Below are 15671 nucleotides of genomic sequence, written 5' to 3'. Positions count from 1 at the left end.
AGCGCAAATATCGCCCGAACGAAGGCGCGAGCGGGTGCGCGACGTCGTGGCAACAGGCTCAAGCCCCGACTCCTGTGGTGGGCTCGATCTCCGTGGTGCTGACGCACACCCGCTGCGCCTCACCGTGAGCCGAGGAAGAAGCTGGTAGGAGTGGACGTAGTGCGCGAGGGCACCACCATTGAGGGAGTCGACACCGCTGGAACGCTCACCTCCGGCGGTGACAACGGATTCCGGCCCGATTCTTTCGCCGAGGAAGCCGAATTGGGCGACGACGAGGAGTCAATGAGCACCATCGGGGTCTCGATCCCAATCCCGCAGCCTTGGCGGGAGCAACTGGACAACGCCCGGATTGAGGCGGGCGACCCCAATGGGGGCATCGTGCCAGCACACGTCACTCTCTTGGGCCCCACCGAAGTCCCTCGGTCAGACCTGGACTCCGTCGAGAGGCACCTGCACGAGGTCGCAGAGCAGTCACGCCCGTTTACCCTTCATCTGCGAGGCACCGGTTCGTTCCGCCCGATCACCGAGGTGGTGTTCGTCGCGATCGCCGAGGGAATATCCTCCTGCGAACAGCTGGCCGGTCGTATCCGCAGCAAGCTGCTGTGGCGTCCGCTGCGATTTCCCTACCATCCGCACGTGACGATCGCGCATGATGTCGACTCGGCGGCGCTCGACTCCATCTTTTCCAAATTCGCCACCTTCGAAGCGAAGTTCGAGGTCGACTCCTTCACCTGGTACCTGCACAAGTCAGAGCCGACCAACACCGAATGGTTGCCACAGCGCACTTTCGCGCTCCGCGCCGCCTAGTTTGGGCGAACCAACTCCGCGCCACAGGCCCATTGCGACAGACTCCGGTGGGCTATATTCGGCCCATCCCGGCAGAAAAATGTCTGGCTGTGAGTGGTCTTGTCGGCAGACTCATGCGAAGTCGCCTTTGAAGCGACACAATCAAGGGGTGACTGACAAGCCGAACCCAACCCCGGGCGACCGCGCCCACGACGATCCCGCTACCGACCGCACGGCCAAGCCCGCCCAAACCTCAACCACCGATCCGATCTGCGCTGAGACCATGTCGCAAGATCCGGCCGTGCATGATCGCCAAAGCGTCGAGGCGCGTTCTCAGGCGCACGATACCGAGCTCGATGATCGCCCTGACCAGGCCACTTCCACGGAATCCGACGAGAAGAAGGAAAGCGGCTTCGGTGCGCGCGTGATGGCGATCCGCCAAAAATCCTCCAGCATCGACCATCTGGTCTTGGCGTTCAAACGCTTCGGTTCCATCGGCGGCAGCCAGCTGTCCGCCGCGATCTCCTACTACGCCTTCTTCGCTGCGTTCTCACTGTCACTGCTAGCGGTCGCCGTCTTCGGCTACATGCTCAACATCCCACGGCTCTATGCCGCAGTGGAAGACTGGCTGGAGACCAACCTGCCCGTTGTCGACATCGCCATGTTGGAAGACTCGCGCACCGGTGTTGGGGTCCTCGCACTCGCGGGCCTTCTTATCGCTGGCGTGGCCTGGGTCAAAGCCGTCCGTTTCTCCGTGCGCACCATCTGGGGGCTCCCACCGGAACCGGGCAACCTGGTCGTTCGCTGGCTGGTCGACCTCGGGGTTCTGGTCGGGCTGGGCATTCTCCTCATCACCACTGTGTCGATCACCGCCGGAGCCGAGTGGCTAGTGTCGTGGGTCAACGACGAGGCGGCCAACGGTGGCGGACAGACATTCCTCATCGCCGCCTCCAGCCTGTTGCTGGGTGTGTTCGTCAACGCGATCCTGGCCGCGGCAATCCTGCAAGCACTTCCCCGCCTAGCCATCCCGCTGCGCCGCATCGTCGGTGCGGCACTGGCGGTGGCAATCGGCCTGGAACTGTTGAAGACCGTCGGCCGCTTCTACATCACGGGAGCCACCGACCGACCCGCCTATCAGGCGGTCGCCACCGCCGTGGGTCTGCTCGTGTTCTTGTACATCTTCAATCAGATGTTGCTCTTCGCCGCCGCGTGGACGGCCACCAGCCAGCGCGGAACCGCCTATGACCTCTCGCAGCGAGAAAGCATCGATTCGCAACGTTTGGCACAGCAGGTGGAGTCCGAGCCCAATGGCAATCCGCGCGACCTTGTCGTCGAGGGCGCAGACGACAGCGCAGGAGACACCCATTCACAGTCCGATAAGGATAGTCAGCGCCGCGAATAGCGCATGACGGTCGCTGATGCGGTGTGGCCACCGAACAGCTCATCGCTACTGGCCGGTACCCGATTCCAGCAGTCGAGTTCAGCGGTGTCCCATCGGCTTCAGGACGCGAAGAGTTCTTCGAGCCGGGCGTACATCGGCGCCAGATCCATCTGTTGGGAAGCTACCCAGTCGTCATCGAAATAGGTGTGGGTGTAGCGAGCTCCGTCGTCACACAACAGGGTCACCACAGAACCCTGCCGCCCCTGGCGCCTCATGTGGCTGATGAGATCAAACGCGGCGCACAGGTTCGTTCCCGTCGACCCACCTAGCTTGCGCCCCATACGTTTCGAGGCCCACCGCACGCACGCGATCGAATCGGCGTCGGGGACCTTCACCATGCGATCGACGAGCTGCGGGATAAACGATTCTTCCACTCGCGGACGGCCGATGCCCTCAATGCGTGAAGGCTCCTCGACGGTGTATTCGGGATTGGATTCTTTCCATCCGTGAAAGAACGCGGAATGTTCTGAATCAACAACGCATAGCTTTGTATTGTGGCGCTGGTATCGCAAATAGCGGCCTATTGTGGCAGAAGTTCCGCCTGTTCCTGCTCCCACAATAATCCACTCTGGAATCGGGTGGGCTTCCAAACTCATCTGCTCGAAAATCGACTCGGCGATATTGTTATTGCCGCGCCAGTCTGTGGCTCGTTCGGCGTAAGTGAACTGATCCATGAAATGGCCACCGAGTTCGGCGGCCAGACGTTGTGCGGTAGGCACGACCGCGCAACCGTCGTCGACCAGATGCGCCTTACCGCCGTAGAACTCGATGACCGAGATCTTCTGAGCGCTGGTGGACGCGGGCATGACGGCGACGAAGGGCAGGCCGAGCATGCGGGCGAAGTAGGCCTCGGACACGGCCGTAGAGCCCGAGGAGGCCTCGATGATGGTCGTGTCCTTGTCGATCCATCCGTTACACAGGCCGTACAGGAACAGCGATCGGGCTAGCCTGTGCTTGAGCGAGCCGGTCGGGTGCACCGACTCATCCTTCAAGTACAGCTGTACCCCCCAGTGTTCGGGCAGGGGGAATGGCAGCAGATGCGTGTCTGCTGATCGGTTCGCGTCCGCCTCAACGGTGGAAACCGCCCAGTTGACCCATTCGCGAGCGACGGATGAGCTTCGGTCGGCGATTTCCATGGGTTAACTCCCTGTCTTTGACCTCTTGGGGGCGTCCTTCCCAGTGAGTCGTGATCGCAATGGTGGTGCGGGTTTCCGCCACCCCGGGGATGGCGCCGATGCGCTCCAGCAAGTCCTGCAGGTCACTCATGTCGGGGACGCGCACCTTGATGAGGTACGACTCCCGTCCAGCGACGAAGTAGCAAGACTCGATCTCGTCGATCTTCTCGAATTCACTGGCAATTTGAGCGTACTCGCGCCCTGACTGGGTGCCAATTCCGATGGCAGCAGTCACATTTAGACCTATTTTGGCGGGGTCGGCCACGGCTCGGTAGCCAACGATCACTCCAGTGCGTTCCAACTTCGCTACCCGGTCTTGGACCGAGGGCGGTGTTAGTCCGACTTGGCGCGCCAATTCGGCATACGAGGTGCGACCGTCCGCGCACAGAATGTTTACAAGTTTCCTATCAATGTCGTCCACGTGGATGAGTTTATCTAACCGAAAGTATGTTCAAGAACTCATGGCAGCTTTGCCGGAATAGTGTTGTAATGGGATTAACCGCACGAAGTGAACATTCATCACGGGGAGGAATTGTCATGGAAGCTGAAGACCGCCTACTTACACCAGGTGAGGTTGCTTCTCTATTCCGCGTTGACCCTAAGACTGTGACCCGTTGGGCCGCGGCCGGGCGCATTGGTAGCATCCGCACTCCGGGTGGTCACCGGCGTTTCCGTGAGTCGGAGGTTCGTGCGCTACTCGAAGGAGAAATCAGCCTCTCCGAAGGCCACACTGGCGCAAGTTCCTATTAATCACAGGTAAACGCATGATTTTACGGGCTAATTCTGATTGAACCGCAACGAGATTCAACCAGTTAGGCCGTAAATCGGATCGCATTCGTGCGACGTTCACCCAGCTGGCGCACGTTGCCAGGTCCACCGGCTCAACCTCCCGCCAGATCGCACACCTGGCGCAGGATGCGCCTCACATCTTTAGGCTTCTTAGCGGATCACTCGCAGACACCGGCCAGGTTGGGCGCGAGGATCCGCTAATTTGTGCGCTCATCCCACCCACTGGCCGACGGCCATCGTTTGTGGCCCCGCGAAATAACGCGCTGACCACCGACTCAACGCGGCCACGGGCTCAATCGGGCTTGCGAGCGGCGCCCAGTTCGCCTTCCCAGCGTTGATAGAGCGTATGCGGCACGTCGATCGCGTCCAAGATCCGCCCCGCCACGAAGTCAACCAGCTGCTGCACATCGCGTGCCCCCGCGTAAAAGCCTGGAGTGGCGGGCAAGATCAGCGCCCCAGCGTCGTGCAAGTCCACCTGGTTGACCAGGTGAGAGCGCGACAACGGAGTCTCACGAGAGACGATGACGACCGGGCGTTGTTCCTTGAGGTTCACATCGGCCGCCCGTTGCAGGAGGTCCTTGCTGAGACCCCGGGCGATCCCGGCACAGGCCGCCGAGGTCGCCGGGACGACCAACATGCCCTTTACCGGATAGGAACCCGACGATGGACCGGCGGCGAAATCGGTCACCTGCCAGTAGCGCACTTGCTCTGGGTCGACCTCACGTTCCAGCCATTTCTCCACGTCAATTTGCCAATGGGCATCGCGGATGGTGAACCCGGTCTCGTCGAGCAACGTGAGTCGGGCGGCCCGGGACACGATGAGATCCACCGATTCGCCCGCCTCCAGCAAGGCGGTGATGACAGCCTTCGCATACGGAGATCCGGAGGCACCCGAGACGCCGACTACCCAGGGCTTACGAGGGGGTCGCGCTGATGGCTTACGCATAGTCGTCACCTACTTAGCGTGACACGTGGGGTGGGTAACACGCCTATCGAGTGGTTGAATGGGGGCGTGGCTGCAAAGTTTCCTTTTGAAGACCTGAAAGACTTCCTCAGCGCCCTGGAGGCTGCGGGGGAGCTCAAACGCGTGTCAGCCTCGGTTGATCCCACCTTGGAGATCGCCGAAATCACCGACCGGGTGGTCAAGGACGGCGGCCCAGCCCTGCTGTTCGAAAACCCGACGCGCGGTGACATGCCCATCGCCATGAACCTGTTCGGCACCGAGAAGCGTATGGCAATGGCGCTGGGTGTGGAGCACCTGGACGAGGTCGGGGACCGCATCGGAGAACTGGCCCGACCCGAAATGCCCGTCGGTTGGTCTGGCATCCGGGAAGGGCTGGGCAAGATCATGCAGCTGAAGTCGCTGCCACCGAAGAAGGTCAAGTCCGCCCCCTGTCAACAAGTGGTGCTCACCGGCGATGAGGTGGACCTCAACAAGCTGCCCGGCCTACAGGTGTGGCCCGGAGACGGCGGCATCTTCCACAACTTCGGCCTCACCCACACCAAGGACCCGGCCACCGGCAAACGCAACCTGGGACTGTATCGCCTCCAACAGCACGACAGCCGGACCCTGGGCCTCCATTGGCAGATCCACAAGAACTCCACCCAGCACTACGCGCAGGCGGAAAAACGCGGAGAGCGTCTACCCATCGCCATTGCCATCGGGGCGGATCCCATCACCGCCTACGCCGCTTCGGCGCCACTGCCCAGCGACATCGACGAATACCTGTTCGCCGGGTTTCTGCGCGGCCAGCGCGTCGAGATGGTCGACTGCGTGAGCGTTCCCTTGCAGGTGCCGGCGAATGCGCAGGTCATCTTGGAGGGTTGGGTCGAACCGGGCGAGCGGATGCCCGAGGGGCCCTTCGGCGACCACACGGGTTTCTACACTCCGGTGGAGGACTTCCCGGTGATGCATATCGAGACGATGACCATGCAGAAGAACCCGGTGTATCACTCGATCGTGACCTCGATTCCGCCGCAGGAGGATCATGGCCTCGGTAAGGCCACGGAACGGATCTTCAAGCCGCTGTTGCAAATCCTGATCCCCGACATCGTGGACTATTCGATGCCGCCTGCGGGGGTGTTCCACAACTGCGTGATCGTGTCGATCGACAAGAAATACCCCAAGCACGCGCAGAAGGTGATGAACGCGATCTGGGGCGCTCATATGATGAGCTTGACGAAATTGATCGTGGTGGTGGACTCCGATTGCGACGTGCACAATTACTCGGAGGTCGCGTGGCGGGCGCTGGGCAATGTGGACTATTCGCATGACCTGTTGTTGACGGAGGGTCCGGTGGATCATCTGGACCACGCCTCGTACCACCAGTTCTGGGGCGGTAAGGCCGGAATCGACGCGACGGCCAAGTTGCCCTCGGAGGGGTACACGCGCGGCTGGCCGGAAATGATGAAGATGTCCTCGGCTGTGAAGGCCCATGTCGACCAACGTTGGGAAGAGTACGGCTTGTGAGTTCCGCCCCCACCTCCCCGGAGAGCATTGACCCCGGCCTCGCGCGCCGCCGCAATCCGATCTCGGCGTTCTTGAAGATGGTCGCGATCGAGCATTCGGTGTTCGCGCTGCCGTTTGCCTACTTGGCCACGTTGACCGCGATGCGGTTGCATCCGGCTGCGGATGGCTCATGGATGCGCTGGGATGTGTTGGTGTTGGTCACGGTCGCGATGGTGGCCGGGCGGACCTTGGCGATGGCGGCGAACCGGATCATCGACCGGCACATTGACGCTCGCAATCCCCGGACGGCGCAGCGGGAGCTGGTCACGGGCGCGGTGTCATTGCCCACCGCCTATGTCGGCTGCGCGGTGAGCCTGGTGTTCTTTGTGGGTTCGGCGGCGCTGTTGAACCCGTTGTGCCTGGTGTTGAGCCCATTGGCGGTAGCCCCGCTGATCGTCTACCCGTACGCCAAGCGGTTTACCGACTTCCCGCACGCGGTGTTGGGTCTGGCGCAGATGGTCGCCCCGGTGGGCGCGTGGCTGGCCGTCACCGGCACGTTCGCCGGTTCGGGCCCTGCCATCGTGTTGGGGCTGGCTGTGGGCCTGTGGATCGGGGCGTTCGACCTGATTTACGCCTGCCAGGATGTCGAGTTTGACCGCTCTTCGGGGGTGCGTTCGACTCCGGCGCGTTTCGGGGTGGCCACGGCGTTGCGTGCTTCATCCGCATCTCACGCCCTGACCTGGGCTCTGTTGGTGTGGTTTGGGTTGTGGGCCTCGTTCGGCGCGCTGTGGTGGATCGGTTTGGCCATCGTGGCGGTGGCGCTGATTTGGGAGCACCGACTCGTCAAGCCGCACGACTTGTCGAAGGTGAATCGGGCGTTTTTCACCGCCAATGGCTTCGTGGCGATGGCTTTGTTCGCCTTCGCGGCCCTGGATTTGCTGTTTCGTTAACGAATCGCGTCCCTAGACCCTTGGCCTGGGGACACAATTACGCGAAGATAAGGGGCATGTTGCCCCCTATGGCCTATTCGTCCGACGGTCAGCGGCCTGCTGCCGCGCGTCGGTTCATTCAGGTGCGCTCCCGCCAGGGCGCAGGCATAGATGTTCAGCCAGGGGCGCATGCCGTGGCCTCCGCTGGTTTCCTGGCCCGGGTGGGGTTTGAGGAGGCCGCGTGCATCCACTAATCGGATATGTGCTGGCCTCGGCCCTGTTCGCCATCGGCGTGTACGGGATCTTGACAAGGCGAAACGCGATTTTGCAGTTGGCGGCCGTGGAGATCATGTTGGCGGCTGTGCACATCACTTTGGTGACCGCCGATGTCTCGCATGGCGCGCACACGGGGCAAAGCTTCGCCATGTTCATCGTGGTGATCGCCGCCGCTGAGGTCGGGGTCGGTTTGGCGCTGGTTTTGCGGCTGTGGCGGGCCCGGTCCTCGATCGATACCGACCATCTACCGCAGGAATCGGGCGTGCGGATGACCACCGAGCGAGCCCAAAACGTGCCGCCGAGCGCCACGACGCAGGCGGGTGATTGACGTGCAAGTGGAAACTCTCGCCTGGATCATGATCGCCGCCCCCAGTGCCGCCGGGCTGCTGGGGCTGCTGTGCAAGGGCCCACAAACGAGGCTTTCGTTGGCGCTGGCCTTGGCCGGGACGGGCCTCGCAACGGTCGCCGCCGCCGTCATCGCGCTGGCCGGGACGTCACTGGCCACCACTTATCGCCTCGCTGACTTCGGGGATGTCACCGTCACCGCGTCGATGGCGATGTCCCCTGTCACCGCCGCGGTCGCCTTGGCCGCGGCCGGGGTGGCCACCTTGGTGCAGCTGTACTCGGTGACGTACATGCGTGACGATGAACGCTATGGCCCCTACGCGGCCCAGATCAGTTTGTTCTGCGCGGCGATGCTGCTGGTCGTGGCCGCTGACGACTTGGTGATGCTACTGGTGGGCTGGGAGATCATGGGCGCGTGCTCCTATCTCCTCATCGCCCATAACCCGCGTTTGCGCACCGCGCCGGGCGCGGCGACCAAGGCGTTCCTGGTGACACGGTTCGCCGATGTCGGTTTCATCCTTGGCGTCATGCTGTTGGGTTCGGCTGCCGGGAGCTTCCGTATCTCCGATATTGTGGCGGCCGACCTCTCCCCCACACTCGTCACCTGGTCACTGATGTTGATCTTGCTGGGCTGTGTCGGAAAGAGCGCCCAATTCCCGCTGCATACGTGGCTGCCCGACGCGATGGCCGGGCCGACCCCAATCTCAGCGCTCATCCACGCGGCGACGATGGTCGCCGCCGGAGCGTACGTATTGGTACGGCTGCTTCCGGTGTGGCACACCCAGGCGCTGCTGGTGATCGCCATTGTGGCAGCGCTGTCGATGCTGATGGCGGCAACGTTCGCGTTGGCCGCCAATGACCTCAAACGCATCCTCGCCTGGTCAACGGTCAGCCAGGTCGGGTTCATGTTCGCCGCCGTGGCGGTCGCCTCCGCCGATGCCGCGCTGTTTCACCTGCTCACACACGCTGCCTTTAAGGCGCTGCTGTTCCTCACCGCCGGGGTCATCATCGCCCAGACCACCGCGGGCGGGGACATTCGCCGCACTCGCCTGTCCAGGCAGGAACATCCGTTGCCGTTCTGGGCCATGACCATCGGGCTGGCCGCGCTCATCGGCCTACCGCCATTCAGCGGCTTCTGGAGCAAGGAAACCGTCCTCGGCGCGGCCTACGAGCAGGCCACAGCCGCCGGAATCGTCGTCTTTTGGGCCGGGATGGTCGCCAGCGCGCTGACCGCCGCTTACGCGATCCGGCTGTGGCTGTGGCTGTTCGCGCGGCCGGTGCGTCCCGATGCGGCCCGCAGCGAGGGCACCTCAGCGCCAGAGTCGAAGGCCACCGAGGCGCAGCCGGTCCAGGAGCAGACGCGGATGGGGCCCCAGAGGGTGCAACCGCTCTTGGCTGCGGCGCTGTATGTGCTGTTGGTGCCAACGGCGACGTTGGGCGTTGCCTACTTCGCCGGGCCGTTCACGGCTTTGCCGTCGTTCCACTTGGACGTGATGACGTTGCTGTTGGTCTCGGCGTTCATTGGTGCGATCGCGACCATCGACCGTTGGCGCCGGACGCAAAAGATCCTCTTGCGCGACAGGGTTCCCGGCGGGTGGCGGGCTATCCCGTTTAGTGAAGGGTTCTATCTGGACCGGGCGCAGAAGTCGGCCGCGCGTACTGTGGCCCGCGCCGCCAGCGCCGCGGCCGTGGCCGTGGAGACGCGCTTGGTCGACGGGGCGGTCAGTGGAGCCGAATCGACCACGGAAAACGTCTCGCGGCACGTCAGCATGGCGCATCGGGGCGGGTTGGTGACGTATTTGCGCATCGGAGTCGCTGGGACGTTGCTGGTGGCCATCGCGGCGATAGGGGTGAGCTTGTGGTCCTAGGTTCGCTGGCGTTGATCGCTGTGGTGGCACTGCCGACGGCGGGGGCGCTTCTTGTGTGGCTGGTGCGGCATCGCCGTTGGGCCGCGCAGTTGGCCACTGGTATTGCGGTGCTGTCGCTGGTGGCGGTCGCGGTATTGCCTTTTGATCGCGCTGAGGGTAGCGCTGGCCGCTGGTGGCATGAAGTGTCGTATCCGTGGGCTCCCAGCGCGCATTTGGATTTCGCGTTGGGCGTCGACGGGATCTCCTGGCCACTGGTGGCGTTGACCGCGTTGTTGACCTTCCTGTGCTGCGTGCATACGGTCGCCAACCCGATGCACCGGCCCGGTGCGCTGGCCGCTGGGTTGTTGGCGGTGCAAGCGGCGGTGTCGACGGTGTTCTTGGCCGACAATCTGGTGCTGTTCTTTATCGCCTTCGAGGCGGTGCTGCTGCCGATGTGGGCGATCATCTATTGGTGGGGCGGTAAAGGTTCCCGGCACGCGGCCGCTAAGTTCGCCGTGTTCACGCTGTCGGGTTCACTTTTGATGGCGACGGGCCTGTTTCTGGTGGTGTTCGACACCGGCACCGCTGGTTTGAGCGACATTATCGCCGCTGGCGGGATTTCCCCGGAACTGTCGCTGGCGGCATTCGCTTTGCTGGCGATCGGCTTCGCCGTGAAGGCACCACTGTGGCCGTTCCATTCGTGGCTACCCGACGCGCACACCGCCGCCCCCACGGTCGGTTCGGTGATTCTGGCCGGGGTGCTGCTCAAACTGGGCACGTACGGGCTGATCCGGGTCGCTTTCGGCACGGCTCCCGATGGGGCGGCGCAGGCTGCGCCAGTATTGGCGACATTGGCCTCACTGGGCATTGTCGTCGCCGCGCTGGTGTGTCTGGCGCAGACGGAACTGAAGCGACTGATCGCCTACTCTTCGGTGGGACACATGGGTTTTGTGGTGCTGGCGTTGGCCACGGGCACGCTCTCGGGCATGTACGCGGCGCTGTATGCCAACATCGCGCACGGGTTGATCACGGGACTGCTGTTCTTTATGGTCGGCGGCATCAAGGCCCGCACGGACACCGGAATCCTCTCCCAGCTGGGTGGGCTGCGTATCGTTGCGCCGTCGGTGGCGGGACTGTTGGGTTTTGGGACGTTGGCGTCGCTGGGGCTGCCGGGCCTGGCCGGTTTCTGGGGCGAGGCGTTCACCGTCTACGCCACCGCGTCACTGGGTGGGATGTGGTTGATCGCCGCCGTTGTCGCGGCGGTGGGAGCCCTGTTGACGGTGGCGTACTTCTTGCGGCTACTCAAACAGGTCGTCTACGGCCAACCGGCCCCGGCGGTGAGGGCCATCGTGGACACGAATTTGCGTAAGTCCGAGCTGGCGATCTGGTCGCCCCTGGTGCTCTTGACCCTGCTGCTGGGTCTAGCCCCGTGGCTCATGCTCGACATGTTCGCCGACGGCATCGGCTGGGGGGCGTTCTAGATGGAAGCACAAGCGATCAATCACCTGGCGCTGCTACCGGCCTACATCGCGGCCGCCACGGCGGTGTTGGTGCTGGTGTTGGACCTGCTGTGGAGTAACCGGCGGGCCCTATCGGCCCTGGCGGCCCTGGGGGTCGCCGCGACGGGAGCCGCGGCCATCTGGTTGGGCGCGGCCGCCGAGGGGCTCGATGGTCTGGTCAGTTTCCCCGTGGCCGGACACTTCACGTTCGTCCTGGACCGGCCCGCCATCGCCGCGGTGGTCGTGTTCGCGGCGCTAACCTTGCTGACCGTCGCGCTGTCGGCCCGCTTCCTGGCCACAGCCCCTCTTGGAAGCGAAGGTGAGAGACCGTTCGATCCGGCGGCGGAGTCGAAGCCGGTGGGCGAGTATCTTTTCTTGCTCATGGCCTCCTTCACCGGGGCGGTGGTGCTGGCCTCCAGCCGCGACCTGATCACGATCATCATCGCCGTGGAGACGGTGACATTGCCGCTGTACATCCTGGTGAGCCTGCGCGGTGACCGAGCCTCCACCGAGGCGGGCGTGACATATTTGATCGCCTCGGTCACCACCGGCGCCACCGCGCTCATGGGTGCGGCGATCCTCTACGCGGCCGCCGGGACTGTTCACCTCAGCGCGCTGGATCTCTCCGAGGCCCATCCGGCGCTGGTCGCGGCCGGAGTCGCGCTCCTCATTGGCGGATTGGCGTTCAAAATCGCCGCCGCTCCCCTGCACGCTTGGGCTCCACTGGTCTATGACCGCGCCCCCCTACCGGTGGTCACCTACCTGGCCAGCGCATCGAAGCTGGCCGGAGCGGTCGCGATCATCTGGATCACCTATTTTGGCCTCGCCAGCGCGCCGCTGACGGTGGGGACGATTCTGGTCGCGTTGTCGCTGACATCCATTCTCGTTGGCAACCTGGGAGCGCTCTCCCAGCGGCGTACGGTACGTCTCTTTGCCTGGTCCTCGGTCGCGCACGCGGGCTATCTGTTGGCTCCATTGGCCGCGCTGGTGACACTCACCGGGCGTGCTGATCCGGCGCTGGCGGCGGCGGCCGCATTCGCCTACGCGGTGTTCTTCGTGCTTATGGAGGCGACCGCTTTGACGGTCCTGACTGCCATTCGCGGTGATAACGATGGCGGGTTCATCCGGGACTTGAGCGGGTTGTGGCATCAGCGGCCCGGCTCCGCGGCTCTCCTGGCGGTGGCCGTCGCGGGTCTGGCGGGGCTGCCGCCTGGCATGGCGGGGCTGTTCGCGAAGGTCGCCATCTTGCAATGGTTGGCCGGGGCTTCGGTGGGGCTGGCCATCGCCGTCATCGTTGGCACCGCCATCGGTCTGGTCTACTATCTGCGGCTGTTGCGTACGATCCTCATCGGTGCGCCCAGTAACTACCAGGCGCACGGCCCCACCCTGGCGGTGGCGGTGGTGGCGGGAATCATGCTCCTGGCCATCGGCTTCCTTCCCGAGCTCGTCTTGAGCTGGGCCCAGTTCGGCTGATGGGTCGGCCATCAGGTCCAGATAGCGCGGTGATCGTGCCGCACGCCACCGCCTAGGCCATATCACACTCAAGATTTTTTCAGCTTTGACCTGTACGTTTGTCATATGCGAAACGGCTTGAAGACGGCAGTCCTCCTCGGAGCGCTGTCCGGAATCGTGATTGGAATCGGGGCCCTGCTGGGCGGGACCACCGGTGTCATCATCGCCGCCGTGCTGGCGTTGGGGATTAACGGCTACGCCTATTACAACTCCGACAAGCTGGCCATCAAGGCGATGCAGGCCCGCGAGGTCACCGAGTATCAGGCCCCGGAACTGTACGCTATGGTGCGCGAACTGTCGCATAAGGCCAACCAGCCGATGCCGAGGCTCTATATCGCGCCCACTCAACAACCGAACGCCTTCGCCACCGGACGCAACCCGCAAAACGCGGCCGTCGCGGTCACCGAAGGTATTCTGCGCATCCTCAGCCCCCGCGAACTGCGGGGCGTCATTGGACACGAACTGTCCCACGTCTACAACCGCGACATCCTCATCTCCTCGGTGGCCGGAGCCCTGGCCAGCATGATCACCTCGCTGACGTACATCCTGTACTTCCGGGGCGCGATGGGACGCGGCGGTGGCAATCCGCTGGTCATCCTGGCTTTGATGCTGCTGGCCCCAATGGCGGCGGGCATCATCCGCATGGGTGTCAGCCGTAGCCGCGAATACCAGGCCGATAAATCGGGGGCCGAGCTGACCGGCGACCCGATGGCCTTGGCTAGCGCGCTAAAGAAGATCGAGCGGGGCGTGGACCAGGTCCCCATGCGCGCTGACTCTCCGGCAGCCTCGGAGGCGCATCTGATGATTTCGAACCCGTTGCGGGGTGGCGGGATGGCGAACCTGTTTCGTACCCACCCGCCGACCGAAGATCGGGTGCAGCGCTTGCAGGCTATGTCGCGGGGTATCCGCTAACCGACCGCGTGGGGCCTCTGCGATGTCGCGGAGGCCCTGTGTCATGTCCTAGTAGGGGTTTTGGCCTATTTCCTTGATGCCCTTGCGGATATCCAGTAGGTAGACCAATGCCGCGCACAAGGCGATCAGGCCGAAGATAAACGCCAGGCCGGTGGGGAACATGGCCAAGACGGCGGGGATGAGGAGGACGGCCAGCCATGTGCCCTTGGAGATCGTGCCGATCGCGCCGAAAACCTCGTTCTTTTGCACCGCGCAGTGCAAAGCGGCTCCGATCGCCAGCAGACCCGACAAGCCGCTGATCAGGAACATGGTCCAGGCATAGACTTGGAGGGCGAATGGTGCTGCTTCTACCATGGCCCTACTCTAACGTACTGATTCGCGGGTGCGACTAGGTCGCGACAGCCCGATGCGATTCAAGGGCCGTATGGCGCTCAGCGCCCCGTGGCGCGGGCCGCCGTCTTGGGTGCGCCTCAGTCCCCGAAGATGGAACCGCGCTGTTCTAGTAGGCCGTCCAAGGTCGCCTGGATGGTCTTCTTGACCGAATCGGCCAATGCGAAGACGTCTCGCGCCGAGTGCGCGTCATATTCGGCCCCGGCCGTTTCCACCGGCTTGCCGAATTCGATTGTCCACTTCGTCGGCAGCGGAACCAAACCCAAGGGGCCCAGAAACGGGAACGTTGGCGTCACTGGGAAGTACGGCAGTCCTAGTTTGCGGGCCAATCGTGGCATATTGCCAATGAGCGGGTATATCTCTTCAGCCCCCATAATGGACACTGGAATGATCGGGGTGCCGGTTTGCAAGGCGAGCGCGGCAAACCCGCCGCGCCCGAAACGTTGCAGCCGATAGCGTTGCGCGAAGGGCTTTCCGGTGCCCTTGGTGCCCTCGGGGAACACACCGATGGCCTCACCGCGTTGCACCAGCTCAAGAGCGTCCTTCGGGTTGGCCACGGTAGCGCCGAACCGTTTCACGGCTTGCCCGACGATGGGCGTATTTAGCATGAAGTCGGCGCCCAGGAGGCGCAGATGGCGCGGCTTCTCGGGTTCGTCGTGGACGGCGACCATGAGCATCATCGCATCCACGGCGATGGTCCCCGAATGGTTGGCGACCAGCAGGACGGGCCCTTCTTCGGGCAGATTGTCGATGCCGTTGACCGTGACCCGAAACCAGTTGTTGTACAGCTGTCGCAAGATGGGCAACGCGAGGTGTTCGGTCAGTTCGGGATCAAAACGGTCTCGCATCGGAGCCGAATCGAAAGGGTTGCTCATGCGGCGGCCTACCTGCCCTGAGAGTGGTGCCTGACAACGGCTTACGCGCTTATAGTGACGGTATCACTACTTGCGGACGAGAACGAAATTCCACGCGCGGCTACCACCGGGTCCACCTTGATGGGGTGGCGCTGATGGGCTTGGGGCGCACATAGTCGGCGCGGTCGCGCCTGCGCAAGGTGGCCATAGGATCGCGGCTATGCGGTGCCGCTGAGAGTTTTTGGGCAGACAAATGCGCTCACCGGCGCGAATCGCGCCAGCCGGTGGCTGGGGCGATTCGGTGATGAGCGCAGTTATCGGCGAGGTCGAGCGTGAGGGCTACTTGCCGAGACGACGACGCTGCACGCGGGTCTTACGAAGCAGCTTACGGTGCTTCTTCTTTGCCATGCGCTTACGCCGCTTCTTGACGACCGAGCCCATAGAGGTACCTCACAGATCAAAACTAG

At 63.4% G+C, this 15671-nt stretch carries 17 protein-coding genes; 11 read left to right on the top strand and 6 right to left on the bottom strand.

Features of this window, described 5'->3' with window-relative positions:
• Positions 1-159: 159 nt before the first annotated feature.
• Both JQS30_RS02540 and JQS30_RS02535 read left to right on the top strand, forming a co-directional pair.
• The gene (locus JQS30_RS02540; RefSeq protein WP_246498018.1) at positions 160-807 is read left to right on the top strand and encodes a 2'-5' RNA ligase family protein; all 648 of its coding nucleotides are present in this window, start codon (positions 160-162) and stop codon (positions 805-807) included.
• 148 nt (positions 808-955) lie between these two features.
• Positions 956-2188: a YihY/virulence factor BrkB family protein gene (locus tag JQS30_RS02535; RefSeq protein WP_213171835.1), complete on the top strand. Its 1233-nt coding sequence runs from the start codon at positions 956-958 to the stop codon at positions 2186-2188.
• Between the two features lie 98 nt (positions 2189-2286).
• Here the strand turns inward: JQS30_RS02535 and cds1 are convergent, their stop codons facing one another.
• Both cds1 and JQS30_RS02525 read right to left on the bottom strand, forming a co-directional pair.
• Positions 2287-3363 carry an L-cysteine desulfhydrase Cds1 gene (gene cds1, locus JQS30_RS02530; RefSeq protein ID WP_213171834.1) on the bottom strand — a complete coding sequence of 359 codons (1077 nt, stop codon included), beginning with the start codon at positions 3361-3363 and terminating at the stop codon, positions 2287-2289.
• Positions 3296-3823 (bottom strand): Lrp/AsnC family transcriptional regulator, encoded by a 528-nt coding sequence (locus JQS30_RS02525; RefSeq protein WP_213171833.1) that lies wholly within the window; start codon positions 3821-3823, stop codon positions 3296-3298. Before JQS30_RS02525 ends, cds1 begins: the two co-directional genes overlap by 68 nt.
• A 116-nt stretch (positions 3824-3939) precedes the next feature.
• Between JQS30_RS02525 and JQS30_RS02520 the strand changes: the two genes are divergently transcribed.
• Positions 3940-4152: a BldC family transcriptional regulator gene (locus JQS30_RS02520; RefSeq protein WP_213171832.1), complete on the top strand. Its 213-nt coding sequence runs from the start codon at positions 3940-3942 to the stop codon at positions 4150-4152.
• Positions 4153-4483: 331 nt separating this feature from the next.
• Here JQS30_RS02520 and JQS30_RS02515 read toward each other — a convergent pair whose 3' ends face one another.
• A complete protein-coding gene (locus JQS30_RS02515) occupies positions 4484-5137 on the bottom strand; it encodes a UbiX family flavin prenyltransferase (protein ID WP_213171831.1) in 654 nt (217 codons plus the stop codon).
• 66 nt (positions 5138-5203) lie between these two features.
• Between JQS30_RS02515 and JQS30_RS02510 the strand changes: the two genes are divergently transcribed.
• The 8 genes from JQS30_RS02510 (at position 5204) to htpX (ending at position 13960) form a co-directional block, all read left to right on the top strand.
• Positions 5204-6661, top strand: a complete 1458-nt coding sequence (locus tag JQS30_RS02510) for a menaquinone biosynthesis decarboxylase (RefSeq protein ID WP_213171830.1) — start codon at positions 5204-5206, stop codon at positions 6659-6661.
• Positions 6658-7590: a menaquinone biosynthesis prenyltransferase MqnP gene (gene mqnP / locus JQS30_RS02505; RefSeq protein WP_246498017.1), complete on the top strand. Its 933-nt coding sequence runs from the start codon at positions 6658-6660 to the stop codon at positions 7588-7590. The genes JQS30_RS02510 and mqnP overlap by 4 nt, the downstream gene beginning before the upstream one ends.
• Before the next feature lie 56 nt (positions 7591-7646).
• Positions 7647-7823 carry a hypothetical protein gene (locus tag JQS30_RS02500; protein ID WP_213171829.1) on the top strand — a complete coding sequence of 59 codons (177 nt, stop codon included), beginning with the start codon at positions 7647-7649 and terminating at the stop codon, positions 7821-7823.
• A complete protein-coding gene (gene nuoK, locus JQS30_RS02495) occupies positions 7811-8173 on the top strand; it encodes an NADH-quinone oxidoreductase subunit NuoK (RefSeq protein ID WP_213171828.1) in 363 nt (120 codons plus the stop codon). The genes JQS30_RS02500 and nuoK overlap by 13 nt, the downstream gene beginning before the upstream one ends.
• A gap of 1 nt (position 8174) precedes the next feature.
• Positions 8175-10058 carry an NADH-quinone oxidoreductase subunit 5 family protein gene (locus tag JQS30_RS02490; protein ID WP_213171827.1) on the top strand — a complete coding sequence of 628 codons (1884 nt, stop codon included), beginning with the start codon at positions 8175-8177 and terminating at the stop codon, positions 10056-10058.
• Complete coding sequence (locus JQS30_RS02485; protein WP_246498016.1) at positions 10049-11518, top strand: complex I subunit 4 family protein; 1470 nt, start codon at positions 10049-10051, stop codon at positions 11516-11518. Before JQS30_RS02490 ends, JQS30_RS02485 begins: the two co-directional genes overlap by 10 nt.
• Complete coding sequence (locus JQS30_RS02480; protein ID WP_213171826.1) at positions 11519-13009, top strand: NADH-quinone oxidoreductase subunit N; 1491 nt, start codon at positions 11519-11521, stop codon at positions 13007-13009.
• A 105-nt stretch (positions 13010-13114) separates the two neighbouring features.
• On the top strand, positions 13115-13960 hold the full coding sequence (htpX, locus tag JQS30_RS02475; protein ID WP_213171825.1) for a zinc metalloprotease HtpX: 846 nt from the start codon (positions 13115-13117) through the stop codon (positions 13958-13960).
• A 48-nt stretch (positions 13961-14008) separates the two neighbouring features.
• On the opposite strand, the gene JQS30_RS02470 is transcribed toward htpX, so the two are convergent.
• The 3 genes from JQS30_RS02470 to JQS30_RS02460 form a co-directional block, all read right to left on the bottom strand.
• On the bottom strand, positions 14009-14314 hold the full coding sequence (locus JQS30_RS02470; RefSeq protein ID WP_213171824.1) for a DUF2516 family protein: 306 nt from the start codon (positions 14312-14314) through the stop codon (positions 14009-14011).
• 116 nt (positions 14315-14430) lie between these two features.
• Positions 14431-15225, bottom strand: a complete 795-nt coding sequence (locus tag JQS30_RS02465; RefSeq protein WP_213171823.1) for a lysophospholipid acyltransferase family protein — start codon at positions 15223-15225, stop codon at positions 14431-14433.
• A gap of 318 nt (positions 15226-15543) precedes the next feature.
• Positions 15544-15645, bottom strand: a complete 102-nt coding sequence (locus JQS30_RS02460) for a 30S ribosomal protein bS22 (protein WP_007465623.1) — start codon at positions 15643-15645, stop codon at positions 15544-15546.
• Between the last annotated feature and the right edge of the window lie 26 nt (positions 15646-15671).

This window comes from Natronoglycomyces albus, from assembly GCF_016925535.1.
Classification (GTDB): Bacteria; Actinomycetota; Actinomycetes; order Mycobacteriales; family Micromonosporaceae; genus Natronoglycomyces; species Natronoglycomyces albus.
This window is presented reverse-complemented; position numbering and strand designations above follow the sequence as displayed.